At 66.5% G+C, this 24208-nt stretch carries 29 protein-coding genes; 15 read left to right on the plus strand and 14 right to left on the minus strand.

The genetic code is table 11. The annotated features are described in order from the left end of the window. Positions 1–10 precede the first annotated feature (10 nt). The 4 genes from VIM12_RS04980 to VIM12_RS04995 all read left to right on the plus strand — a co-directional run bounded on the left by VIM12_RS04980 (position 11) and on the right by VIM12_RS04995 (position 2852). Positions 11–742, plus strand: a complete 732-nt coding sequence (locus VIM12_RS04980) for an RNA polymerase sigma factor FliA (RefSeq protein ID WP_331940512.1) — start codon at positions 11–13, stop codon at positions 740–742. Further along, positions 724–1461: a flagellar motor protein gene (locus tag VIM12_RS04985; RefSeq protein WP_331940513.1), complete on the plus strand. Its 738-nt coding sequence runs from the start codon at positions 724–726 to the stop codon at positions 1459–1461. The genes VIM12_RS04980 and VIM12_RS04985 overlap by 19 nt, the downstream gene beginning before the upstream one ends. Before the next feature lie 14 nt (positions 1462–1475). Beyond that, positions 1476–2261 carry a flagellar motor protein MotD gene (gene motD, locus VIM12_RS04990; RefSeq protein WP_331940514.1) on the plus strand — a complete coding sequence of 262 codons (786 nt, stop codon included), beginning with the start codon at positions 1476–1478 and terminating at the stop codon, positions 2259–2261. A gap of 225 nt (positions 2262–2486) precedes the next feature. Then, positions 2487–2852 carry a DUF1801 domain-containing protein gene (locus VIM12_RS04995; protein WP_331940515.1) on the plus strand — a complete coding sequence of 122 codons (366 nt, stop codon included), beginning with the start codon at positions 2487–2489 and terminating at the stop codon, positions 2850–2852. Positions 2853–3055: 203 nt separating this feature from the next. Here VIM12_RS04995 and VIM12_RS05000 read toward each other — a convergent pair whose 3' ends face one another. The 3 genes from VIM12_RS05000 to flgA all read right to left on the minus strand — a co-directional run bounded on the left by VIM12_RS05000 (position 3056) and on the right by flgA (position 4634). Further along, complete coding sequence (locus VIM12_RS05000) at positions 3056–3529, minus strand: flagellar protein FlgN (RefSeq protein ID WP_331940516.1); 474 nt, start codon at positions 3527–3529, stop codon at positions 3056–3058. 5 nt (positions 3530–3534) lie between these two features. Further along, positions 3535–3840: a flagellar biosynthesis anti-sigma factor FlgM gene (gene flgM / locus VIM12_RS05005; RefSeq protein WP_331940517.1), complete on the minus strand. Its 306-nt coding sequence runs from the start codon at positions 3838–3840 to the stop codon at positions 3535–3537. A gap of 107 nt (positions 3841–3947) precedes the next feature. Further along, positions 3948–4634 (minus strand): flagellar basal body P-ring formation chaperone FlgA, encoded by a 687-nt coding sequence (gene flgA / locus VIM12_RS05010; protein ID WP_331940518.1) that lies wholly within the window; start codon positions 4632–4634, stop codon positions 3948–3950. A gap of 221 nt (positions 4635–4855) precedes the next feature. Between flgA and flgB the strand changes: the two genes are divergently transcribed. The 11 genes from flgB (at position 4856) to flgL (ending at position 15677) form a co-directional block, all read left to right on the plus strand. Further along, on the plus strand, positions 4856–5278 hold the full coding sequence (gene flgB / locus VIM12_RS05015) for a flagellar basal body rod protein FlgB (protein WP_331940519.1): 423 nt from the start codon (positions 4856–4858) through the stop codon (positions 5276–5278). Positions 5279–5280: 2 nt separating this feature from the next. Beyond that, on the plus strand, positions 5281–5685 hold the full coding sequence (gene flgC / locus VIM12_RS05020; RefSeq protein WP_331940520.1) for a flagellar basal body rod protein FlgC: 405 nt from the start codon (positions 5281–5283) through the stop codon (positions 5683–5685). 11 nt (positions 5686–5696) lie between these two features. Next, complete coding sequence (locus tag VIM12_RS05025) at positions 5697–6371, plus strand: flagellar hook assembly protein FlgD (RefSeq protein WP_331940521.1); 675 nt, start codon at positions 5697–5699, stop codon at positions 6369–6371. 32 nt (positions 6372–6403) lie between these two features. After that, positions 6404–7708, plus strand: coding sequence for a flagellar hook protein FlgE (gene flgE / locus VIM12_RS05030; RefSeq protein ID WP_331940522.1), 1305 nt, complete (start codon positions 6404–6406; stop codon positions 7706–7708). Between the two features lie 154 nt (positions 7709–7862). After that, on the plus strand, positions 7863–8606 hold the full coding sequence (gene flgF, locus VIM12_RS05035; RefSeq protein WP_331940523.1) for a flagellar basal-body rod protein FlgF: 744 nt from the start codon (positions 7863–7865) through the stop codon (positions 8604–8606). A gap of 53 nt (positions 8607–8659) precedes the next feature. Next, a complete protein-coding gene (gene flgG / locus VIM12_RS05040; RefSeq protein WP_331940524.1) occupies positions 8660–9442 on the plus strand; it encodes a flagellar basal-body rod protein FlgG in 783 nt (260 codons plus the stop codon). Between the two features lie 15 nt (positions 9443–9457). After that, positions 9458–10132, plus strand: coding sequence for a flagellar basal body L-ring protein FlgH (locus VIM12_RS05045; RefSeq protein WP_331940525.1), 675 nt, complete (start codon positions 9458–9460; stop codon positions 10130–10132). Positions 10133–10136: 4 nt separating this feature from the next. Beyond that, complete coding sequence (locus VIM12_RS05050) at positions 10137–11279, plus strand: flagellar basal body P-ring protein FlgI (RefSeq protein ID WP_331940526.1); 1143 nt, start codon at positions 10137–10139, stop codon at positions 11277–11279. Position 11280: 1 nt separating this feature from the next. Next, the gene (flgJ, locus tag VIM12_RS05055; protein ID WP_331940527.1) at positions 11281–12192 is read left to right on the plus strand and encodes a flagellar assembly peptidoglycan hydrolase FlgJ; all 912 of its coding nucleotides are present in this window, start codon (positions 11281–11283) and stop codon (positions 12190–12192) included. Positions 12193–12279: 87 nt separating this feature from the next. After that, on the plus strand, positions 12280–14451 hold the full coding sequence (gene flgK / locus VIM12_RS05060; RefSeq protein ID WP_331940528.1) for a flagellar hook-associated protein FlgK: 2172 nt from the start codon (positions 12280–12282) through the stop codon (positions 14449–14451). 26 nt (positions 14452–14477) lie between these two features. Then, positions 14478–15677: a flagellar hook-associated protein FlgL gene (gene flgL / locus VIM12_RS05065; protein WP_331940529.1), complete on the plus strand. Its 1200-nt coding sequence runs from the start codon at positions 14478–14480 to the stop codon at positions 15675–15677. A gap of 223 nt (positions 15678–15900) precedes the next feature. Here flgL and fliR read toward each other — a convergent pair whose 3' ends face one another. The 11 genes from fliR to VIM12_RS05120 all read right to left on the minus strand — a co-directional run bounded on the left by fliR (position 15901) and on the right by VIM12_RS05120 (position 24198). Next, entirely contained in the window at positions 15901–16689 is a 789-nt protein-coding gene (gene fliR, locus VIM12_RS05070; protein ID WP_331940530.1) for a flagellar biosynthetic protein FliR, read from the minus strand. A 35-nt stretch (positions 16690–16724) separates the two neighbouring features. Beyond that, a complete protein-coding gene (fliQ, locus tag VIM12_RS05075) occupies positions 16725–16994 on the minus strand; it encodes a flagellar biosynthesis protein FliQ (protein ID WP_331940531.1) in 270 nt (89 codons plus the stop codon). Between the two features lie 9 nt (positions 16995–17003). Next, a complete protein-coding gene (gene fliP, locus VIM12_RS05080; RefSeq protein ID WP_414691752.1) occupies positions 17004–17747 on the minus strand; it encodes a flagellar type III secretion system pore protein FliP in 744 nt (247 codons plus the stop codon). A gap of 30 nt (positions 17748–17777) precedes the next feature. After that, positions 17778–18206, minus strand: coding sequence for a flagellar biosynthetic protein FliO (gene fliO, locus VIM12_RS05085; RefSeq protein WP_331940532.1), 429 nt, complete (start codon positions 18204–18206; stop codon positions 17778–17780). After that, positions 18206–18619, minus strand: a complete 414-nt coding sequence (fliN, locus tag VIM12_RS05090; protein WP_331940533.1) for a flagellar motor switch protein FliN — start codon at positions 18617–18619, stop codon at positions 18206–18208. Before fliN ends, fliO begins: the two co-directional genes overlap by 1 nt. Then, complete coding sequence (gene fliM / locus VIM12_RS05095; protein WP_331940534.1) at positions 18612–19610, minus strand: flagellar motor switch protein FliM; 999 nt, start codon at positions 19608–19610, stop codon at positions 18612–18614. Before fliM ends, fliN begins: the two co-directional genes overlap by 8 nt. Positions 19611–19613: 3 nt before the next feature. Beyond that, complete coding sequence (gene fliL / locus VIM12_RS05100; protein WP_331940535.1) at positions 19614–20138, minus strand: flagellar basal body-associated protein FliL; 525 nt, start codon at positions 20136–20138, stop codon at positions 19614–19616. Positions 20139–20278: 140 nt separating this feature from the next. Continuing rightward, positions 20279–21463, minus strand: a complete 1185-nt coding sequence (locus VIM12_RS05105) for a flagellar hook-length control protein FliK (protein ID WP_331940536.1) — start codon at positions 21461–21463, stop codon at positions 20279–20281. A gap of 8 nt (positions 21464–21471) precedes the next feature. After that, positions 21472–21912 (minus strand): flagellar export protein FliJ, encoded by a 441-nt coding sequence (gene fliJ, locus VIM12_RS05110; RefSeq protein WP_331940537.1) that lies wholly within the window; start codon positions 21910–21912, stop codon positions 21472–21474. A 29-nt stretch (positions 21913–21941) separates the two neighbouring features. Then, the gene (gene fliI, locus VIM12_RS05115) at positions 21942–23345 is read right to left on the minus strand and encodes a flagellar protein export ATPase FliI (RefSeq protein WP_331940538.1); all 1404 of its coding nucleotides are present in this window, start codon (positions 23343–23345) and stop codon (positions 21942–21944) included. 184 nt (positions 23346–23529) lie between these two features. Next, positions 23530–24198: a FliH/SctL family protein gene (locus VIM12_RS05120; RefSeq protein WP_331940539.1), complete on the minus strand. Its 669-nt coding sequence runs from the start codon at positions 24196–24198 to the stop codon at positions 23530–23532. Positions 24199–24208: the final 10 nt, after the last annotated feature.

The raw sequence follows: 24208 nt of genomic DNA on the forward strand, positions 1-24208 counted from the left end.
TCCCCAGACTATGTACACCGTTAGCGGAAAATCGGACAAGAACCACCTGCTGGAGGAGCACACGCCGCTGGTCAAGCGCCTGGCGCACCAGCTGAAGGCCAAGCTGCCGCCCAGCGTCGAGGTGGACGACCTGATCCAGGCCGGCATGATCGGCCTGCTCGATGCCGTCGGCCGCTATGAAGAGACGCACGGCGCGCAGTTCGAGACCTACGCAGTGCAACGTATCCGCGGCGCGATGCTCGATGAACTGCGCAGCAACGACTGGCTGCCGCGCAGCATACGCCAGACCATGCGCAAGATCGAGGATGCGATGAACCGGGCGCAGCAGCGCCTCGGACGCGCGCCGAAGGAAGCCGAGATCGCCAAGGAACTCAAGATCTCGCTGGAGGAGTACCAGGAGATGCTGGGCGAGGGCAGCGGCCACCAGCTGGTGTACTACGAAGACTTCCACGACAAGGACGACAACGACCATTTCCTCGACCGCTACTGCGTCGACCTGGTCAGCGATCCCTTGCAGGCCCTGATGAACGGCGGCTTCCGCCAGGCCGTGATCCGCGCCATCGAGGCCTTGCCGGAGCGGGAGAAGATCCTCATGGGCCTGTACTACGAGCAGGAAATGAACCTGAAGGAGATCGGTGCGGTGATGGGCGTGTCGGAGTCGCGCGTCTGCCAGCTGCACGGCCAGGCAATTGCGCGGATGCGCGCGCGTCTCAAGGAGCAGGCATGGACTGGGCTAGTCTAGCGGGAATTGCGCTGGCGCTGGCCGGCGTCGCAGCGGGGCAGGTGCTGGACGGCGGGCAGATCGGCTCCCTGCTGCAGCCGGCCGCCTTCCTGATTGTCGCGGTCGGCACCATGGGGGCGGTGCTGCTGCAGAGCGGGATGGCGAGTTTCGTACGCGGCATGCGGATGCTCCGCTGGGTGTTCTCGCCGCCGGTCAGCAAGAGCAATACGCTGAAGCAGGATGCGCTGCTGTGGAGCGCGACGGCGCGCCGCGAAGGGCTGCTGAGCCTGGAGCGCTTCGTCGACACCGTGAACGACCGCTATGCCGAAAAAGGCCTGCGCCTGATCGTCGACGGCATCGACCCGTACAAGATCCGCGAGATCCTCGATGTCGACATCTCCAGCTATGAACGCCGCGAGCGCCAGGCGATCCGGATCTGGGAAGCCGCCGGCGGCTATGCGCCGACCATCGGCATCCTCGGCGCGGTGCTCGGCCTGATCCACGTAATGGAAAACCTTGGCGATCCCGCCAGGCTCGGCAGCGGCATTGCGGTTGCCTTCGTCGCCACCGTGTATGGCGTAGGGCTGGCCAACCTGATCTTCCTTCCGGTCGCCAACAAGCTCAAGAACATCGTCGGCGACGAAGTGCGCCGGCGCGAAATGCTGGCGGATGTCTTCTGCAGCGTCGCCAATGGCGACAACGCGCGCGTGGTCGAGGAGCGGATCCTCGCCTACAGCTGAGCAGGGAATCGGCCATGGCGCGCGAACGACGCAAGCGGTTCGAGGAGGAAAGCGAAAACCAGGACCGCTGGATCGTGTCCTACGCCGACTTCATCACGCTGCTGTTCGCCTTCTTCGTGGTGATGTACGCGCTGTCCTCGGTCAACGAGGGCAAGTACCGGGTGCTGTCGAACTCCCTGCTCAATGCATTCGGCGGGGCGCCGGTCGCGCCGGTGGCGCCGGAGGTGCCGCCTGTGGTGCCGAGCGGCCCGGTGGCGCCGCGCGCACTGCCGCCGCGCCCGCGCAATGCCGAGGCCCTGCGGCGCGAGAAGGAGCAGCTGACCGGCGTGGCGCGCGACATCCTCAAGGTGCTTGCGCCGCTGGTGGAGCAGGGCAAGGTGCGGGTCACGCAGACGCCGCGCGGCGTCAATGTAGAGATCAATGCCAGCGTGCTGTTCGCGCCCGGCGACGCGCGCCTGTCGGAAGGCAGCGTGCAGGCGCTGCGCGCGGTCGCGGCGGTCCTGAAGGACGATGACCATGCGATCCAGGTCGAAGGGCATACCGACAGCGTGCCGATCCGCACTGCGGTCTTTCCCTCCAACTGGGAATTGTCGGCAGTGCGGGCTTCTTCCGTGGTGCGCCTGTTCGTCGACGGCGGGATCGGGGAGCAAAGGTTGACCGCCGTCGGGCACGGCGCGACCCGGCCGGTGGACAGCAACGAGACCGCCGACGGACGGCTGCGCAACCGCCGCGTCTCCATCATGATCCTGTCCAATCTGCCGGAGGAAAGGACCGAAGTGCCGGTCGCGCTCGAGAACTGACGCCGGCCTCCGCCGGGGCCGGCTTCGTTGCCGCCGAAGGTTCCGGCGTGTTCCTTGCCGCCGCCGGGCTCGCCTGCTTACGGAACGCGCAGTCTCTCCACTACGGATGCCGCGGCCCCCGGCCTTGCGGCCGCCCGGACCCGCGCCGCTCCGCGTGTTAATCTGGCGGCAGCGATCCATCGCGCCCGGCGCCAGGCCGCCGCACCTACCGGAAGAAACATCACCATGGCCAAGTCCGTCGAAGCCCTGCTCGAAGACATTCGCCTGCTCGGCGAACACCAGTTCCAGATTGTCGAGGCGGTAAGAAGCCTCGCCCGATGCACGGTCTCTCCACTCACCGAGGAAGTCAAGTACGGCGGGATCCTGTTCTCATCCGGGCTGCAGTTCGGCGGCGTGTTCGCCTACAGGGAGCATGTGTCCGTGGAGTTCAGCCACGGCGCCGCCATCCTGGACCGCGATGGGTTTCTGGAAGGCGCCGGCAAGGGGCGCCGGCACATCAAGCTGCGGAGTGTGCACGACATCGCTTCGAAGAAGCTGGCGACCTACCTGCAGCATGCGCTGGCCGCGGCCAGAAGCGCCGGCCAGGCCTGATGCGCTGGCGACACTGATTGCAAGCGTGCCGACACCGGCGGATCGACCGGTCGGGTGGGCGATCGGCGTCGCCGGTATTGGCAGGCCCAGCAGCAGGACGGGGGAATCGGGACGCAGCGGATCGATCCGGCAACCTGCGGCGGACGAAGGGAAGGTCCCTGGTATTGCCTGGTATTGATGCGGGAATATCGGCGGCGCGACGCTCAGCCGACGACCAGCCGACGCGATCCGCCGGACGATGCCGACTGGCCATCCGGTCCGTAGAGCTGTCCGGCAGGCGCATCGCCGCCCTGGAGGGCATTCAGCGCCGCATTGTTGCGGGCCATGTGCTGGCCGATCAGCAGGCCGTTGACCCGGTTCAGTTCCTTGCCGTCGCGGGCGATGTCCATCAGCGCGTCCCACTCGGCGCGTACGGCGGCGGGCGCGGCCTTCAGGCAGGCCTGCATGCCGGCTTCGCTGTCCTCGAGGCCGGCGGCGGCCAGCGCGCGCTGGCGCGCCTGCGCCAGTTCGCCCAGGCGGGCGAGCAGGCGCGTCTTTTCTTCGGCAAGCGCACCCAGCGCATCGAGGTCGGCGGCGACCAGGCAGTCTTGCTCCTGCTGCAGCAATGCGAGCAGCGCCTTGCCTGCGTTGATTTCCTCGCCGAACTGCAGCATGGGGACGTTACCGGTTTGTTGCATGAAAATTAACCCTTCTTGTTGGCCTTGATCAGGTCGCTGACCGTGTCGAGCAATCCATTGGCCACCTTTTCCGGATCGACCTTGAATTCGCCCTTGGCGATCGCTGCCTTGATCTCTTCCACCTTCTGGCTGTCGAACACGCCGCCGGTGCCGGCCTGCGCCAGGGCCTGTCCGGTCGCGGACAGCTTGACGCTGTCGGTTTCCGTCGCCGCCTGGCCAACGCCCGCCGCCTTGTCGGCGCCCTTGCCGCGCGCCGGCGTCGTTGCGACGCCGATGCCCGCGGTCTTTTTCAATGCGTCTTCGATCTTCACTGGGGTGTCCTTCGCTGGTTAGCAGTCTTTCATTACTTCTCAATGTACTTATCGACGGCACCAGCCGAAACTTTAGCACCTGAACCGAAAAAATCGCCGTGGCTTGATCAATACGTGACTTCGACCACCCCACCTGCCCGCGCGACGCCGCTGACCACCTGTCCGGACGCCGTGCGCGCCTGGGCCACCTGGCCCTCGGCCGCATTGTTCAGGGCACGCGCTTCGGCCGACACCTTGAAGCCCGGTCCGGCGGTCACGATCCTGACGGTCTGTCCCTGTTGCACCGCCTGGATGCTGCGCAGCACATCGTTGCGCAAGGGCGTGCCCGCCTGCAGCGACATGGTGACGGTGCGGCCCACGGCCTGCGACGGGTCGGTGACGATGCCGGCGGGGAGGGCGGAAAGGTCGCCGCGCACCCTGGCCACGTCGTTCGGTCCGAGTGCCTGTCCCTGGGCGACCGGCAGCGCGGTCACCACGTAGTCGCCCTGTACCTGCACCACCGCGGATACATAGATCGTCCAGGGCGAGGGCACCGTGCAGCGCACGCCTACCGTCGTCTTGCCCCAGGCGCGGGCGCCGTTGGGAAGGAAATACTCCGGAGAGGCGCAGGCCGGAAGCGAGGTCCGGGCGTCGATCTGGCCGACGGTGATCTGCACTTCGCCGGGAAGTCCGGCAGCCTGCACCCGCAGGAACTGCTCGGCGCCCTGGCGCAGCACCGACGGCTCCTGCCGGGGCGGCTGTGCGACAGGCTGCGCCAGCGCGCCGGCGGAGGCCAGGCACAGGAGGACAAGCAATCCTTGGGGGCGGTTTCTCATCGGTGGGAAAGGGGCGAAATCTGAGCGTCATTGTTGACGAGCCGCCGGCGATTCAAAAGGGTGAACAGCAGAGACTTTCCAAGTCTTCTCGTCCGATCGGTGTGACTTTCGCGTCCGTAACATCCAGTCTATATCAATCCATCATCGGTTTTCCGTGCGCTGCACGGCCGATGCTGAAGTGGCAATGCCGGGAGGTCGACATGATAGGAAAACTGGACGAGGCGCTGCGGTTCCACCAGACCGCGCTCAGGCTGCGGGCGGAGCGGCAGCAGGTGCTGGCGTCGAATATCGCCAATGCGGACACGCCGAATTATAAGGCGCGCGACGTGGACTTCGGCACCGCGCTGAAACAGGCGATGGGGGGCGCAGCGGCCGCGCCGTCGCCGGCCGGCGCGCTGACGAAGACGTCTCCCGCGCATCTCGGCGGTACCGCGGCCGGCGTCACGGCGAGCGGCGCGACCCTCCTGTACCGGACCAACCAGCAGGGCAATGTCGACGGCAACACCGTCGACATGGATGCCGAACGCAACCAGTTCGCCGACAACGCGCTGCGCTACGAAGCCGGCATCACTTTCGCCAGCGGCCAGCTCAAGAGCCTGCTGACGGCGATCCAGGGGCAATAGCCATGTCGCTCTTCAATATCTTCAACGTTGCCGGCTCCGCCATGAGCGCACAGGGCCAGCGCCTCAACACGGTGGCCTCCAACATCGCCAACGCGGACAGCACCACCAGCGCCGATGGCAAGACCTATCGCGCCAAGCAGGTGGTGTTCCAGGTCGTCCCGACCGCCAACCCGGCCGCCGCCGGCGTGCGCGTCGCCCAGGTGGTGGAAGACCCGTCGCCGCTGAAGACCGTGTACGACCCCAAGCATCCGCAGGCCGACGAGTACGGCAACGTCGCGATGCCGAACGTGAACGTGGTGGAGGAGATGGTCAACATGATCTCCGCCTCGCGTTCCTACCAGACCAATGTCGAGACCATGAATGCAGCAAAGACCATGCTGCTGAAAACGCTCACGCTCGGCCAGTAAAGGAGAATTGAATGGCAACGACAGTGCAGAACACGAACAGGGTGCCGTCCGACCTGCTGGCGGCGATGAACGGGACCAAGTCCACGGCCGCCAGCACCCAGGAGGCGCAAGACCGCTTCATGACGCTGCTGGTGACGCAGATGCGCAACCAGGATCCGCTCAATCCGCTCGACAACGCGCAGGTGACCAGCCAGATGGCGCAGCTGTCGACCGTGACCGGCATCGACAAGCTCAACAGCACGCTGCAGGCGCTGCAGGCCAGCTACCAGACCAGCCAGGCGCTGCAGGCCACCGACATGATCGGCCACGGCGTGCTGGTGCCAGGCTCGACCCTCAGCCTGTACGAGAGCCAGTCGGTGTTCGGCGTCGAGCTGCCGGAAGCCGTCGACAACGTGCGCGTCACCGTCACCAACGCTGCCGGTGTCCCGGTGCGCTCCTTCGATACCGGCAAGCTGGACGCGGGCACGGTGCCCCTGACCTGGGACGGCAAGACCGATACCGGCACCAAGGCGCCGGACGGGGTCTACAAATTTGAAATCAAGGCCACGCGCGGCGACGGCGTGGTGAAGTCGACATCGCTGTCCTACGGCGAAGTGGCCAGCGTGACCAGCAATGCGCAGGGCGTGAAGGTGATGCTGCCGGGGCTCGGCACGGTCGCTTTCTCCGAGATCCGCCAGATCTACTAATCCATCGAACACATCCTGACCAGGAGAACACCATGAGCTTTCAACAGGGACTGAGCGGACTGAACGCAGCGTCCAAGAACCTGGAGACGATCGGCAATAACGTCGCCAATGCGAACACCGTCGGCTTCAAGACGTCGCAGACCCAGTTCGCCGACGTGTTCGCGAATTCGCTGACCGGCGCCAGCGGCTCGCAGGTCGGCATCGGTACCAAGGTGGCGGGCATCGTCCAGCAGTTCACGCAGGGGAACATCACCGCGTCCAACAACCCGCTGGACGTGGCGATCAACGGCGGCGGCTTTTTCAGGATGAGCAACAACGGCGCGATCACCTATACCCGCAACGGCCAGTTCCAGCTCGACAACATGGGCTACATCGTCAACAACAGCGGCTCGCGCCTGACCGGCTATGCGGCCAACGCCGCGGGTGTCCTCTCGACCGGCGCGCCGACCGAAATCAACATCCGCACCGACGACCTGCCGCCGAAGACCACCGAGAACGTCAACGTCCAGGTCAACCTCGATTCCCGCAAGCCGCAGCTCGATCCGGCGAATTTCGACGTCACCGATGCAACCACGTACACCAATTCCAGCTCGGTGTCGGTGTACGACAGCCTCGGCAACGAGCACGTGCTGCAGCTCTATTACGTCAACACCACCACGCCGGGACGCTGGGAAGTGTTCGGCTCGATGGACGGCATCACGCTGCCGCCGGGCGTCCCGATGCCCCCGGCCGCCACGCTCGGCCACATCCAGTTCGACCCGGACGGCAAGATCATCGAAGGCAGCACGTCCCTCGCGATGCAGGGCGACGCCCTGACGCCGATCAACCTCAACAACCTGGCCGCGGCGCTGGAGGCCGCCACCGGGAAACCGGTCGAGAACAACGCCGATCCGGCCTTCGACCTGCGCCTGGATTTCACCAACTCGACCCAGTTCGGCTCCGCCTTCGGCGTCAACAAGCTGAACCAGGACGGCTACACCGCCGGGCGCCTGTCGGGCTTCAACATCGGCGCCGACGGCGTGATCACCGGCCGCTACACCAACGGCGAGGCAGCGACCCTCGGCCAGGTGGTGCTGGCCAATTTCACCAACCCGAACGGCCTGCAACCGCTGGGCAACAACGAGTGGGCGGAGTCGTCGGTCTCTGGTCCGGCACTGGTCGGTCCGCCGAACTCGGCGGGTCTCGGCGTGCTGCAGTCCAACGCGGTCGAGGATTCCAATGTCGACCTCACGGCGGAACTGGTGAACATGATCACCGCGCAGCGGGTGTACCAGGCGAATGCGCAGACCATCAAGACGCAGGACCAGGTGCTGCAGACGCTGGTGAACCTGCGCTGATGCCTGACAAGCTGCCGCGCGGCCCGGGTTTGCGCCTGCGGTGCCCGCCGTACCGATCGTACGCGCGCGGTGCTCGGTGCAAATCCGGGACTGCTCGCTACGCGTCTCAAATACACCCTGGCACGGGCCGCGGCCCGCGCCTTCGGAGAATACGATGGACCGACTGATCTACACCGCGATGACCGGGGCGAAGCACATCCTGGAAAAGCAGGCGAACACCTCGCACAACCTTGCCAACGTCAACACGTCCGGCTTCCGCGCCCAGATCGACAGCTTCCGCGCGGTGCCGGTGCAGGGAGCGCCGCTGCCCACCCGCGCCTTCGTGGTGGACTCCACCGTCGGCACCGATTTCCGCCCCGGCGCCATCCAGCAGACCGGGCGCGACCTCGATGTCGCGGTGCAGGGCAGCGGCTGGATCGCGGTGCAGATGGAGGATGGCACCGAGGCGTACACCCGCAACGGCAGCCTGGAGACCAACGAGAACGGCCTGCTGCAGACGCAGGGCGGCAAGGCGGTGCTCGGCGACGGCGGGCCGATCGCCATTCCGCCGGATGTGACGGTCACGATCGGCGGCGACGGCACCGTCACCGCGATGGAGACCGGGTTCAAGCCGGGCGCGCCCAATGTGCTCGGCCGCATCAAGCTGGTCAACCCGCCGGAAGCCGACCTGGTGCGCGGGGACGACGGCCTGTTCCGCCTGCGCGAGGGTGGCGATGCGCCGGCCGACGCCAATGTCAGGCTGGTCGCCGGCGCGGTAGAGGGCAGCAACGTCAACGTGGTCGATGCGATGGTCGACATGATCGACCTCGCGCGCCAGTTCGAAATGCACATGAGCGTACTGAAGAACGCCGAGAGCAATGAGGCGAAAGCCTCGCAGATCCTCTCTTTGACAGCCTGATAAGCGACGCACAATGACGATGCCGGCAGTGCGCCGGCGACGCGGAGAACAACATGATTCGATCCCTCTGGATTTCCAAGACCGGCCTCGATGCGCAGCAGACGCAGATGGACGTCATTTCCAACAATCTGGCCAACGTCAGCACCGCCGGGTTCAAGCGTTCGCGCGCCGTGTTCGAGGACCTGCTGTACCAGACCATGCGCCAGCCCGGCGCCCAGTCCTCGCAGCAGACGCAGCTGCCTTCGGGCCTGCAGATCGGCACCGGCGTGCGCCCGGTGGCGACCGAGAAGATCTTCACCCAGGGCAACCTGCAGCAGACCGGCAACGAGAAAGACGTCGCGATCCAGGGTCCCGGTTTCTTCCAGGTGCTGCTGCCGGACGGCACCACCGCCTATACCCGCGACGGCTCGTTCCAGACCGACAGCCAGGGCCAGCTGGTGACCGCCAGCGGCTTCGTGGTGCAGCCGGCGATCACCATCCCCGCCGATTCCCACAGCCTGAGCGTGGCGCGCGACGGCACCGTGTCCGTGACCCAGGCCGGCACCGCGGCGCCGACCCAGATCGGCAACATCCAGCTGGCCACCTTCATCAATCCGGCCGGCCTCGAAGCCAAGGGCGAGAACCTGTTCGTCGAGACCGCCGCATCGGGCACGCCGAACACGACGACGCCCGGCACCAACGGCTCCGGCCTGCTGGTGCAGGCCTATGTCGAGACCTCCAACGTGAACGTGGTGGAGGAACTGGTCAACATGATCCAGACGCAGCGCGCATACGAAGTCAACAGCAAGGCGATCACCACCTCCGACCAGATGCTGCAGCGCCTGACGCAGATGTAATCGACAACGACGGGCATGATGATCAAACGCTTTATCGTCCACGCACGCCAGCTTCCCCTGGCGGCATTGCTGCTGGCAGGCTGCTCGACCGTGCCGGACACCATCGTCCAGCAGCCGACCACGCGCCAGCCGATGCCGGCAGCGGCGCCGACGGCCAACGGTGCCATCTTCAACGCCGGCTACCGGCCGATGTTCGAGGACCGCCGCGCGCGCAGGGTGGGCGACATGCTGACCATCGCGATCAGCGAGCGCACCAGCGCCGGCAAGTCGGCCGCCAATGCGACCAGCAAGAGCAGCGACGTCGAGTTCGGCGCGAACAGGCTGTTCGGCATTCCGGCGGCGACCGCGGCCAAGCTCGGCCTGGACGTGGAAAGCGCGAACAAGTTCGAGGACAAGGGCAGCAGCTCGTCCAGCAATACCTTCAGCGGGACCATCGCGGTCACCGTGATGGAAGTCCTCCCCAACGGCAACCTGCTGGTGAGCGGCGAGAAGCAGGTGGCGCTCGACAAGGGCGTCGAGTACGTGCGCTTCTCGGGCGTCGTCAACCCGGACACCATCCTCGGGGGCAATGTCGTCGCGTCCACCCAGGTCGCGGACGCCCGCGTCGAATACCGCACCAACAGTCGCATCGACAAGGCCGAGATGATGTCGCAGCTGACCCGTTTCTTCCTCAGCATCCTGCCGCTCTGACCGCATGAACCAGCGCACCAACCAAACCTTCCAATCCCGTTCCGTCCGCCGCCTGGCAGCCGCCGCCCTCGGCGCATGCGCGCTGCTTGCCGCCGGCGCCGGCCATGCCGAACGCCTGAAGGACCTTGCCAGCATCCAGGGCGTGCGCCAGAACCAGCTGATCGGCTACGGGCTGGTGGTCGGCCTGGACGGCAGCGGCGACCAGACCACGCAGACGCCGTTCACCGTGCAGAGCGTGGTCAGCATGCTGCAGAACCTCGGCGTGAACCTGCCGCCGAGCACCAACCTGCAGCTCAAGAACGTCGCCGCCGTGGTGGTGACCACCTCGCTGCCCGCCTTTGCCCAGCCCGGCCAGACGCTGGACGTCACCGTCTCGTCGATGGGCAACGCCAAGAGCCTGCGCGGCGGCACGCTGCTGATGACGCCGCTGAAAGGCGCGGACGGCCAGATCTACGGCATCGCGCAGGGCAATGTACTGGTCGGCGGCGTCGGCGCCTCCGCCAGCGGCAGCAAGGCCCAGGTCAACCACCTGAGCGTCGGCCGCATCTCGGCCGGCGCCACGGTCGAGCGCGCCGTTCCCACCACGCTGGGCAACGGCGAGGCGATTTTCCTTGAACTGAACGACACCGATTTCTCGACGGCCAGCCGGGTGGTCGCTGCCATCAACAGCCGCTTCGGCCCGCAGACCGCCGCCGCCCAGGACGGGCGCGTGATCCGGGTGCGCGCGCCGGAGGAAAGCGACCAGCGCGTGGCCTTCCTGGGCATGCTGGAAAGCCTGACGGTGACGCCGGCGCAGACCAATGCCAAGGTGATCCTCAATGCGCGGACCGGCTCGGTGGTGATGAACCAGGCGGTGACCCTGGACAGTTGCGCGGTCTCGCACGGCAATCTGTCGGTGGTGATCAATACCGAGCCGGTGATCTCCCAGCCTGCGCCGCTGTCGGGCGGCCAGACCGTCGTCACCTCGACGTCGCAGATCGACATCAAGAAGGAGCCCGGGCAGGTACTGCTGCTGAAGGGCGGCACTTCGCTGGCCGATGTGGTCAAGGCGCTCAACGCGATCGGCGCCACGCCGCAGGACCTGCTGGCCATCCTGCAGGCGATGAAGGCGGCGGGATCGCTGCGGGCGGAACTGGAAATCATCTGACATGACGGCGCCGGTCAACAATCATCCCGCGGGCGGCTTCGCCCTCGACGTCAAGGAAGTCGGCAACCTGCGCCGCGCCGCGCGCGAGAACGCGCCGGAAGCGCTGAAGGCGACCGCCCAGCAGTTCGAGGCGCTGTTCATGAACATGATGCTCAAGAGCATGCGCGAGGCGACGCCGCAGGAAGGCATGTTCGACAGCCAGCAGAGCAAGATGTACACCTCGATGCTGGACCAGCAGCTGAGCCAGAACATGGCCAGCAGGGGCATCGGCCTGGCCGAGGTGCTGATGCGCCAGCTGTCGAACACCGTCGGACAGCAGGGAATGCAGGGAATGCACGGGGCGAGAAGCGTGGGCGAACAGCCGCCGGTGCAGGGCTTCGAACTGCCGCGCCAGGGTGCTGCCGCCGTCGCGCCCGTGCCGGCCGAACCCGGGAAGGGCAGCGCGTCGCAGCCCGCCCATGTGCGCGCATTCCAGGACAAGCTGGCCGCGCACGCGGAGGAGGCCAGCCGCGTCACCGGCATCCCCGCCAAGTTCATGCTGGGACAGGCGGCGCTGGAAAGCGGCTGGGGCAAGCGCGAGATCGTCGGCGCCGACGGCACACGCAGCAACAACCTGTTCGGCATCAAGGCCACCGGCGGCTGGAAGGGCCGGGTCGTGGAGGCCACCACCACCGAGTACGTGAACGGCGTGCCGCAAACCCGTGTCGAGAAGTTCCGCGCCTACGACTCCTATGCCGATGCCTTTCGCGACTACGCCAGGCTGCTGAAGAACAATCCGCGCTACGAGAACGTGATTGCGAACGCGCAGGACGCCGTCGGGTTCGCCCAGGGCCTGCAGAAGGCCGGTTACGCGACCGACCCGCAGTACGCGGCGAAACTGACGCGGATCATCACCCGTTCCTTGTCTGCCTGACAATAAAGCGCAAAACTTGACGCCTTTTCCTCAAGTTTTGGAGCGCGCTGCCGATCAACAAGATATCGATTTCTGGACGAAGGACCTATGAGCTCAATCCTCGGCATCGGCAAGAGCGCGCTGGCCGCGGCGCAAGCCGGCCTCGCGACGGCCGGCCACAATATCGCCAATGCGGCCACGCCCGGGTATTCGCGCCAGGTCGTGGTCCAGGCATCGGCGGGTTCCCAGAACATGGGCGGCGGTTTTGTCGGCAAGGGCACCCAGGTCGCGGATGTGCGCCGGGTGTACAACGAACTGCTGGCCGGGAACGTGCGCAGCGCGCAATCGACGCAGAGCCAGATCCAGGCGTACTACACGCAGCTCAACCGCATCAACAACCAGCTCGCGGATTCGGCCGGCGGCCTGTCGCCGGCGCTGCAGGAATTCTTCAAGAACGTGGGGAGCCTCGCCTCGCATCCGGACACCGCGGAGGCACGCCAGGGCGTGCTCTCGACCGCCCAGACGCTGGCGGCGCGCTTCCAGGCGCTGGACGGCCAGATGCGGGAAGTGGCGGACGGCGTCAACGGCCAGATCGAGACCAGCGTCCAGACCATCAACACCTATGCCGAGCAGATCGCCAAGCTCAACGACGCCATCGAAAAGGCGCAGGGCAGCGGCGACGGCAAGGCGTCCAACGACCTGCTCGACCAGCGCGACTACGCGATCAGCGAGCTGAGCAAGGAAATCAAGACCTCGATCGTCAAGCAGGGCAACAGCTACAACATCTTCATCGGCAACGGCCAGCCGCTCGTGGTGGGCACCAATGTCTACGACCTCGCTGCAGTGGCGTCCGCCAACGATCCGTCCCGTCTCGGCGTCGGCTACATGATGAACGGGAAGTTGAACGAGCTCGCGGAAAGCTCCATTGCCGGCGGCAAGCTCGGCGGGCTGATCGAGTTCCGCGCCAAGTCCCTCGACCCGGCGATCAACGCGCTCGGCCGCGTGGCGATCGGTCTGGCCGCAACCTTCAACGCGCAGCACAAGCTCGGCATCGACCAGACCGGCGCGGCGGCCGGCAACTTCTTCAAGCAGCCGCAGGTGGAGGCGGAGGCGCACAGGAACAACTTCAAGGCGCCGGCAGCCAAGTTCGAGATCAACATCACCGATCCGTCCGCGCTGACGATCGACGACTACCAGCTGCAGGATAACGGCGGCGGCAGCTTCACCGTCACCAACCTGACCACCGGCGTGAAGACCACCGGCAGCTTTGCCGTGGCGACCGCCGCCATCAAGGGCGTGACCATCGAGGCGGCCGACCCGCCGACCACCGCCGGCGACCGGTTCCTGATCCGTCCGACGCGCAATGGCGCGTCGCACTTTGGCGTCGCCGTCACCAACACGGAGCAGATCGCCGCCTCGGCCGCCGTCACCGGCAAGGTGCCGACCACCAATGCCGGCAACGCCACGATGTCGCCGGTAACGGTGACGTCATCCCTGCTGATGCAGGGTTCGCCGCTGACGCTGAACTTCGCCGCCGTCCCGGCGCCGGGCGCCTTGTCCGGTTTCCCGGCCGACCAGCCGATCTCCGTCTTCGACGGCACCACCACCACCGTCTATCCGCCGGGCACGGACAGCGTGCCGTACGACACCAACTATCGCGTGACCGTCGGCGGCGTGGCCCTGAGCGGCATCCCGACCACGCCCGGCGCGCATACCATCGACCGGCCCTACGGCACGCTCACGTTCAACAGCAACAACCTGCGTGGCTTCCCGGACAACAGCACGATCACCATCAAGCATGCGGACGGTACGCCGGATACCGTGATCGACAACGTCACAAACCTCACCGACGTGCCCTACAAGCCGGGCGATACCTTCAGCTTCGGCGGCATCAGCTTCACGATGACGGGCACCCCGCAGAACGGCGACAAGTTCGAGCTCAACCAGAACGTGGCCGGCAGCGGCGACAACCGCAACGCGGTGGCCCTCGGCGCCCTCCAGACCACGAAGACCATGCTCAACGGCAGCGCGACCTACCAGGGCGCGTATTCGCAGCTGGTCAGCTCGGTCGGCAACAAGGCGCGCGAGCTGGAAGTCACCAACGCCGCCGAGACCAAGTACCTGGCGCAGGCGGAGACCGCGATGCAGGCCGAATCCGGCGTCAACCTCGACGAGGAGGCCGCCGACCTGATGCGCTACCAGCAGGCCTACCAGGCCGCGGCAAGACTGATGCAGACCGCCAGCCAGCTGTTCGACATGCTGCTGACGATGGGCGGCTGAGGATCACACCCGAACGGGAAACGGACATGAGCATGCGTATCAGCACCAACACTCTCTTCGAAACCGGCGCCGGCCGCATCGGCGATCTCCAGTCGCGCCTGGCCAAGCTGCAGGAGCAGATCTCGCTGGGCAAGCGCGTTCTGACGCCCTCCGACGACCCGATCTCCGCCGCGCAGGCGCTCGAACTGAGCCAGGCGCAGTCGATCAACGCCCAGTTCGCCACCAACAGGACCGCGGCAAAGAATGCGCTGAACCTCGAGGAGCATGTGCTGCAGAGCGTGACGAAGCTGATCCAGGATGCACAGACCACCGCAGTCAACGCCGGCAATGGCTCCCTCGACGACGAGCAGCGCAAGTACCTGGCGACCGAACTCAAGGGCCGTCTGGAAGACCTGTTCGGCCTGGCCAATACCAGGGATGCCGAAGGCAACTACGTGTTCGGCGGCTACCGGGTGTCTGAAGTGCCCTTCCTCAAGGTCCCGGGCGGCGCCACCTACGAAGGCGACCAGGGCCAGCGCCTGATCCAGGTCGGGCCTTCGCGCAAGCTGGAAATCAACGACAGCGGCAGCGCGATCTTCGAAAAGATCAAGACCGGCACCGGCGTCGTCACCACCATCGCCCGCGGCGACAACGCCGGCAGCGGCGTGATCGTCAACGGCACCGCCACCGCGGCGATCACCCACCACAGCTACCGGATCGAGTTCGATACGCCGACCACCTACGTGGTGCACGACCTAACGGCCTCGACCACCAGCGCGCCGCAGCCCTTCGTTGCCGGCGATGCGATCACCGTCGGCGAATACAAGGTCAGCATCACCGGCACGCCCGCCGTGACCGATACCTTCGACGTGCAGCCCAGCAAGAACCAGAGCCTGTTCAATACGCTGGCCGGCCTGGTCGAAGCACTCGGCCAGTCGGCCGGCGACGCGACCGGCAAGGCCCGCCTCAGCAACAACCTCAACACGGCAATCAATAATCTCGGCAATGCCCTGGACAACGTGCTGACCACGCGCGCCAGCGTCGGCTCGCGCCTGCGCGAACTGGAGGCGCTCGACGAGCAGGGCGACGAGCGCGATACGCTGTATGCGAAATCGCTGCAGGAGCTGACCGAACTGGACTACACCAAGGCGATCACCGACCTGAGCAAGCAGAAGATCATGCTCGACGCCGCGCAGCAGGCATTCGTCAAGACCTCCGGCATGAGCCTGTTCAACTACATGTCCTGAGCTTGAGCGTCCCGGCGCGCCGCCCGGCCGGCGCGGGTCCGGACCACATCGCCGCGTGGTGTCTCCGGCCTTGTGTGAAACACCTCCATTGCGCCGCTGCTGCAGCGCGGGCGCCATCGGCCGTTCCCGTTCGTCCGCATCGGATTTTTTCGTCCCGTGACTGCCACGCTTAGCGCATGCGCTGCCTGCGCCGAAACAGGTGAAATGACCTGCCCGCCCGGTCTCAGCGCTGCGCCGGCACCGCCAGCGTCTGCCGGATGAAGTTGTTGCCCTGCTCGAACAGCCGCTCCAGGGGCGTCGCCAGGTAGGGCAGCGACAGCATCAGCACGATGAAGCCGGCACCGAGCGTGACCGGAAAGCCGATGCCGAACAGGTTGAGCTGCGGCGCGGCGCGCGTCAGGATGCCGAGTGCGATATTGGTCAGCAGCAGGGCGGCGATGATCGGCAGCGCCAGCTGCACGCCGGAACTGAAGATGAGGCCGCCCCATACCGCCACCTGCCGGAAGCCGCCGCCGCCCATCGGCTGGGCCGACACCGGAAGCGTCACGAAGCTTTCCGCCAGCGTCGCGATCAGCATCAGGTGCACGTTCAGCGCCAGGAAAATCATCAGCGCCAGCAGCGCCAGGAACTGCGCCAGTGCCGAACTGCGGGCCCGGGTCTGCGGGTCGAAGAAGGTGGCGAAGCCGAAGCCCATGGTCAGGCCGGCCACTTCGCCGGCCATCTCCACCGCGGCCAGCACGATGCGCATCGCGAACCCCATCGACAGGCCGATCACCAGTTGCTGCAACAGGATCAGCAGACCGGCGAAGGACATCGGATCCGCTGCGGGCATCGCCGGGACCGCGGGCGCGATCACCAGCGTCAGCATGATGCCGAGGCCGAGCTTGACGCGCATGGGGACGGCCAGGTTGCCGAACAACGGCGCAGTGGCGATCAGGCCGAGGATCCGGGTCAGGGGCCAGAGGAAGGCGGCGATCCAGGTGTAGAGTTCGGTGCTGCTGATGGAAATCATCGGAGGGAAGGGCGGCCGGCGCCGCCAGGGTGCAGCTAGCCGACCATCGACGGGATGCTGGTGAACATCTGCCGCATGTAGTCGAGCATGACGGTCAGCATCCACGGGCCGGCGATGATCATCGTCACGAAGATCGCCACCAGCTTCGGAATGAACGACAACGTGGTTTCGTTGATCTGCGTCGCGGCCTGGAAGATGCTGATGATCAGGCCGACGGCCAGCGCGACGAGCAGCATCGGCGCGGCGACCATCAGCGTCACTTCCATCGCGTGGCGTCCCATCGTGATTACGCTTTCAGGGGTCATTGCGGTTCCTCAGTAGAAGCTTTGCGCAAGCGAGCCGACCAGCAGTTGCCAGCCGTCGACCAGGACGAACAGCATCAGCTTGAACGGCAGGGACACGATTGCCGGCGACATCATCATCATGCCCATCGACATCAGGATGCTGGCGACCACCATGTCGATGATCAGGAACGGGATGAAGATCGCGAAACTGATCTGGAAGGCGGTCTTCAGCTCGCTGGTGATGAAGGCCGGCACGAGCACGCGCAGCGGCACGTCTTCCGGGCCGTTGAGGGCCGGTGTGTTGGACAGCTTGACGTAGAGCGCCAGGTCGGACTGCCGGGTCTGCTTGATCATGAAGCTTTTCAGCGGCGCGACGCCGCGTTCCAGTGCCTGGTTCATCGTGATCTTGTTTTCAGAGAGCGGCTGGTAGGCTTCGGTGTATACCCGGTCCAGTACCGGTCCCATCACGAACAGGGTCAGGAACAGCGCCAGGCCGACCAGTACCTGGTTCGGCGGCGCGGTCTGGGTGCCAAGCGCCTGGCGCAGCAGCGACAGCACGATGATGATCCGCGTGAAGCTGGTCATCATCAGCAGCGCCGCCGGCAGCAGGGTCAGCGCGGTGAGCAGGACCAGCGTCTGCAGGCTGAGGGTGTAGGTCTGGCTGCCGCCCGGGCCGGGCGTGCTGGTCAACGCCGGCAGGCCGGCCTGCGCCCAGGAAAGCGCCGGCGCGCAGAGCAGGGCGGCCAGCGGAAGATAGCGTAGGAGTCTGTTCACTGCATTCACTGCAAGGGGGACGCGCCGGCCCTAGCGGCCGTTGCGCTTGTCCATGGTCTGCTTCAGCCAGGCGGCGAAGTTCGGTTGCTGCACCGTGGCCGGCGAGGGCTGGACGGCGATCTCCTGGCGCGGCATGGTCGACAGCGCGCTTACCCGGCCGGGGGCGACGCCGACGACGATCCACTGGTCGGCGACTTCCACCACCAGCACTTTTTCACGGTTGCCGACGCTCACGCCGCCGACCACCCTGGCGACGTTGCCGGCGCCCGCGCCGGCCACGCCCATGCGCTTCATCAGCCATGCGGTTCCCGCCAGCAGCCCGAGCACCACCAGCAGCCAGAGCAGGACCTGCGCGAGGCTTCCGGCGCCGACTGCCGGGGCGGCCGAGGCCGGCGCATCGGCGGCGAGCGCGGGCGCCGACAGCAGCATGGCGACCAGGGAAGGGAGGAGCAGGCGCATCACTTGTTGAGCTTGCGGATGCGTTCCGACGGCGTGATGATGTCGGTCAGCCGGATGCCGAACTTGTCGTTCACCACCACCACCTCGCCCTGGGCGATCAGGCAGCCGTTCACCAGCACGTCCATCGGTTCGCCGGCCAGGCCGTCGAGCTCCACCACCGAGCCCTGCGCAAGCTGGAGCAGGTTCTTGATCGCGATCTTGGTGCGGCCGAGCTCGACCGTCAGCTGCACCGGAATGTCCAGGATGAAGTCGATGTCATTGTGGGTGCCGGTCTTGACCCCGGCGCCCGAGAACTCCTGGAACACCTGCGCGGACGCCTGCTTGTTGGTCAGGGCGGCCTGTTCGGCCTGCGCCTGTTCGGCGATCGCCGCGCCCCAGTCGTCTTCGGTGATGCCGCCGTTTTCGTCAGCCATGGTCTTCTCCTGTAAATTCATTGCTGCTGTGCGTGAGCAGTTGTTGCACGCGCAGCGCGTATTGCCCGTTGAACTTGCCGTAAGTGCAGTCCATCACGGGCACGCCGTCGACCTTGGCCGACACCATTTCCGGCACGTTGATCGGGATCACGTCGCCGGCCTTCATGTTGAGGATGTCGCCCAGTGTCAGGGTCGCGTGGCCGAAGTCGGCGACGATCTGCACTTCCGCGGTCTGGATCTGCTGCGTCATCAGGCGCACCCAGCGCTTGTCCATCTCCAGCGTCTCGCCCTGCAGGCTGCTGGTCAGGATGTCGCGGATCGGCTCGATCATCGAGTAGGGCGTGCAGAAGTGCATCTCGCCGCTGACCGGGCCGAGCTCGATCGTGAAGGTGGTCGCCACCACCACTTCGTTTGGCGTGGCGATGTTGGCGAACTGGGTGTTCATCTCCGAGCGCACGTACTCGAACTCGACCGGGTACACCGGCTCCCACGACTTGGCGTAGGTCTCGAACACGATGCCGAGGATGCGCTGGATGATCCGCTGCTCGGTCTGGGTGAAGTCGCGGCCCTCGACCCGGGTATGGAAACGGCCGTCGCCGCCGAACAGGTTGTCGACCAGCAGGAATACCAGGTTGGGATCGAACACCATCAGCGCCGTCCCGCGCAGCGGCTTCATGTGCACCAGGTTCAGGTTGGTCGGCACCACCAGGTTGCGGATGAACTCGCTGTACTTGTGGACGCGCACCGGCCCGATCGAGACTTCGGCGCTGCGGTGCAGGAAGTTGAACAGGCCGATTCGCAGCAGCCGGGCAAAACGCTCGTTGATGATCTCGAGCGTCGGCATGCGGCCGCGGACGATCCGCTCCTGGGTCGCCAGGTTGTACGGGCGTATGCCGGACTCGTCCTCCGGCGCGGCGGCCTCGTCCTGGTCGCCGGTGACGCCCTTGAGCAGGGCATCGACTTCTTCCTGTGACAGGAAATTGTCGGCCATGGCTTACTGGATCACGAAGGAAGTGAAGAACACCGCCGAAACGTCCTGCGGCCTGGCTTTGGGCGAGAACGGCTTCCTGATCTGCTCGGCGATCTCGCCGGCCAGCTTTTCCTTGCCTTCGGTGGTGGCGAGCTCCGACGGCTTCTTGGCTGCGAGCAGCATCAGGATCCGGCTGCGCACCAGCGGGGTATAAACCTTGATCTGTTCCGTCTGCGTTTCGTCGGCGACCTGCACGGTCACCGCCACCTGCAGGTATTGCTCGCCGTTCTCCGGCTGCAGGTTGACGGTAAAGGGTTCCATCGCGATAAAGACCGGCGGCTTGCCGGGTTCGTGCTTGACCTCGGCGACGGCTTCCGCGTGCTCGCCCTTGTTCATGAAGAACCACGCGGCACCCGCGCCGCCGCCGCCGAGCAGCAGCACGGCCAGCACGGCCAGCATCATCTGCTTCTTCTTCGACTTCTTGGGCGCCGCGCCGGCGGCTTCATCGATCGGTACGACTTTCGCGTTTGCTTTGGGGGCAGTTGCCATCTTCTATCCTCTGTCCTCTGTCGTGCGACAGATTCCTATGCTGCTGATTATCGGGAAAAACCCACGGCCGGCATGCAGCGAAAAGAAGGCGGAAGCCGCCCCTGATCGCTGCTTGCCCGGCGGCGTCCCGCAGGCGGGGTTCAGGCGAAGGTATCGACCAGCCCGGTGCCGGAGGAGGCGGGCTGCACGTGGGACACGCGCGCTTGCGCAGTGTCGCCCGCACCGTCGCCGAAGCCGGCGCCATTGCCGCCCGTGCCGCGCGACTGCGCCGCCTGCTGGCCGTTGTCTCCCGGCTGCTGCGGATGGCCGCTGTTGACGCTGGCCTGGCCGAGCTGGATGCCGGCCTCGCCCAGCATCTCGCGCAGCTTCGGCAGCGCCGCTTCCAGCGCCTGCCGGACTTCGGGCTGCGCCGCGGTGAAGGTCGCGCTGGCGTGTGAATTCGACACGTTCAGTACTACCTGTAACGGCCCGAGATCAGGAGGATTGAGGGTGAGCGATGCAGATTGCTGTTCGCCCGCCACCATCCACACCACCTTCTGGCCCAGCGCCTGGTCCCAGGCGGCCGTGCCGACCGCCGGGGTCAGCTTGTCGGCGGCGGCGTGGCTGGCGTGCTGGGCGGCCTGTACCGCCAGCTGCGGCATGGCCGGGGCGGCGTTGATGGCGGCTGCGGATTCCTGGAGCGCGGCGAGGAACTCCGGCGCAGCTTCGGTGGCGCCGGCGCTCTCGCCGGTCGCGGTGGCGAGTGCCGCGGCGGTTTCCCTGCCGGCGGCAGCCGGATCGAATGCCACCGCGTCGTCACCGGTGTTTGTCGCCGCGACCTGGTCCGGCTTGCCGCGGGTCTCGCCGGCCGCTGCCTGCAGCGCGGCGAAGGCAGCCTGCGCGGCAGTGCCGCCCCCTGCGTCGCCGGCAAGACCAAGGGCAGTGTCGGCGGCCTCGGTCGCCGGCTTCGCCGTGTCGGTCACTGCGGGCGCGGTAATGCTGTTGATCGCGGCGACCAGGGCCAGCATGTCGGTCGAGAACTGCGCCTGCGCATCGGCCGGGACCACGGCATCCTCGCCGTGCTCGCTGCCTTCCTCGGCCTTGCCCTTTGCCGGCTTGGCTTCGGCAGGCTTGTTGCGGGCGGCGGCAGGCTGGCGGTTGGCCGCCGCGTCCGCGGCTGCGCGCGCCGGCTCGCCGTTGCTGCTGCCGTCGTTGCGGCGACCGGCGACTTCGCGCGACAGGGCCTGGCCGAAGGCTTCCGTGCCGTTCTCGGCCTGGGTCTGCTTGCCCGGCTGCCTGGCACCTGCCAGCGCATTGGCCGGATTGCTCACTTGGGGTGTCTGCATCGTCGTCTCTACCGTTTGTAGTTCGCCAGCCGCGTGGCGTATTCATCCATCATTTTCTGGTCGCGCTTGTTTTCCTTGCGCTGCTCGACCTGCTGCGCGCGCGTCGCGAGCGTCCCGTAGGACAGGCGCTGGCGCTCGCAGGACTGCCAGTTGCCACGTTCCGCGTCGATGCGGCGTTTGGCCGTGTCGACGATGCGCTGCTGGCCGGCGATCGCCGCGTCCAGCTTTTCGAGGAACTGCTGGAAATTGCGGTAGCCGGCCATGCTGATGCCGTTGGCGACGCCTGCGCGGAAGCGCGCCTCGTAGTCGTCGCGGTACTGCAGCAGCATCGCCAGCTTCTGTTCGGTATCCTCGCAGGCGCGAACCGCCACGCCGAGCCGCTTGGCGGCTTCGTCGCTTTGCGTACTTGCCAGATCGATAAGGATGTCGAGGGCGGAACTCTTGGCCATGCTGCATTATAGGCAGCGGGTCTTGCGGCCTATCCGTTGAATAGCGAGGCAAGTTGCCCCAAGCTCTCGGCAATGCCGGCCCGTTCGTCGATGTCCTGCTGGAGGAACGCCTCGATCTTCGGATGCAGGGCGATGGCCTGGTCGAGCACCGGATCGGAGCCGGCGCTGTAGGCGCCGACGCTGATCAGATCGCGGTTGCGCTGGAAGCGGGAATACAGCTGCTTCAGGTGCCGCATCTGCTTCTGGTGCTCGCCCGAGGTGATGTTGTGCATGGCGCGGCTGATTGACTGTTCGACATCGATCGCCGGATAGTGGCCGGCCTCGGCCAGGCTGCGGTTGAGCACGATATGACCGTCCAGGATGGCGCGCGCCGAGTCGGCGATCGGATCCTGCTGATCGTCGCCTTCGGTCAGGACCGTATAGAACGCCGTGATCGAGCCGCCGCCCTTGTTGCCGTTGCCGGCGCGTTCGACCAGGCTGGGCAGTTTCGCGAAGACCGAGGGCGGATAGCCCTTGGTCGCCGGCGGCTCGCCGATGGCGAGCGCAATTTCCCGCTGCGCCATCGCATAGCGGGTCAGCGAATCCATGATCAGCAGCACGCTCTTGCCCTGGTCGCGGAAGTACTCGGCGATGGTATGCGTGTAGGCGGCGCCTTGCAGGCGCATCAGCGGCGGCGTGTCGGCCGGGGCGGCCACGACCACCGAGCGCGCCAGGCCCACGGTCCCGAGGATCTGCTCGATGAACTCCTTCACCTCGCGCCCCCGCTCGCCGATCAGCCCGACCACGATGACGTCGGCGCTGGTGTAGCGCGCCATCATCCCGAGCAGCACGCTCTTGCCGACGCCAGAGCCGGCGAACAGGCCCATGCGCTGTCCGCGTCCGACGGTCAGCATGCTGTTGATCGCGCGCACGCCGACATCCAGCACGTCGGTGATCGGCGCGCGTGTCAGCGGGTTGGCGGCGCGCACCGTCAGCGGCGCCGCATGGGCCGCATTCAGCGGACCGAGGCTGTCCAGCGGACGGCCGGCGCCGTCCAGCACCCGGCCCAGCAGTTCGTCGCCGACCGGCAGGTGGCGGCCGCGGTCGCTCGGGCGGCGGCGCGGATGGTTGACGGTGCCGGGGCGGGGCAGGCTTTGCACCACCTCCACCGGGAACACGCGGGTGCCGGGCACCACGCCTTCCACGTCGCTCTGCGGCATCAGGAACAGCTTGTCATTCTCGAATCCGACCACTTCCGCTTCGATCCGGGCGCCGCTCGGCAGCGGGATGGTGCAGGCGCTGCCGACCGCGAGCCGCAGCCCGACCGCCTCCATCACCAGGCCGGCGACGCGCGTGACGCGGCCGGAGACCAGCATCGGTTCCGGGATCGATACCAGGGATGCGCAGTCGCGGAGGTAGGATTGCCAGCGGGTGGTGTGTTGGGGTGTGGTCATGCTGTTGTTCTTGGCCGTCCGGTCGCGCTTCTCTTCGGTGCCGCAGGGCCGCTGTCACTCCGTGGGAAGTGGCCGGGGCCAGTCCCGGCGGTAGCACGGCGTAGCGAACGCACTGAAGCACCGAAGAGCGGGAAGAATAAAGTCACGGCTCTGTTTGACGCAACGCGGACACATGCCACGCCCCTCATTCCAGCCATTCGCCTTGCTTCCCCAACGCCTCCGCAATCCGCTGCCACCGCACCTGCGGTGACGCATCAATCTGATTGCTCGCCGTATCGACGCGGCATCCGCCGCGCTCCATGCCATGGTCCTCCACGATGCGCCATCCGCCCACCGCAAGCTCGTCCCCGATATGGCCGCGCACGACGGCGGCGTCGTCGGGATGCAGCACCAGCTGTGCCGGCTGCTGCACCACCGGCAGGTAGCGGATCGCCTCGGTCACGACCGGCAGTACGAGCTCCGGTTTCGCCTTGAGGGCTGTCTTGAGCATCGCCTTGGCGAGGTCGAGCGCAAGGGCAAGCATGTCGTGCGCGACGGTTTCGCCGGCACGCATCGTTTCGCCCGCAAAAGCGTCCGCCACCATCCGCAACTGCGCAGCCTCGCGGGCGGCAATGGCCCGTCCTTCGTCCATGCCGGCCTGCATGCCGGCGGCGTGTCCCTGCGCGTGTCCTTCCGCATAGCCCTCGCGCTGCGCTTCCTCGCGCAGCCGGGCGGCGTCTTCCGCCGCCTTGCGTGCCGCCTGCTCGAGCGCGGCCGGGCTCTGGGTAATGGTCGGCCGGTCCTCGCCGAACGACGCCATTTCCCAGCGCTGGTAGGCGGACAGGTGTTCCTTCGGGATGACGGGAGAGCTCATGGGTATTCAG

The organism is Noviherbaspirillum sp., assembly GCF_036563305.1.
In the GTDB taxonomy this organism is placed as follows: domain Bacteria; phylum Pseudomonadota; class Gammaproteobacteria; order Burkholderiales; family Burkholderiaceae_D; genus Noviherbaspirillum.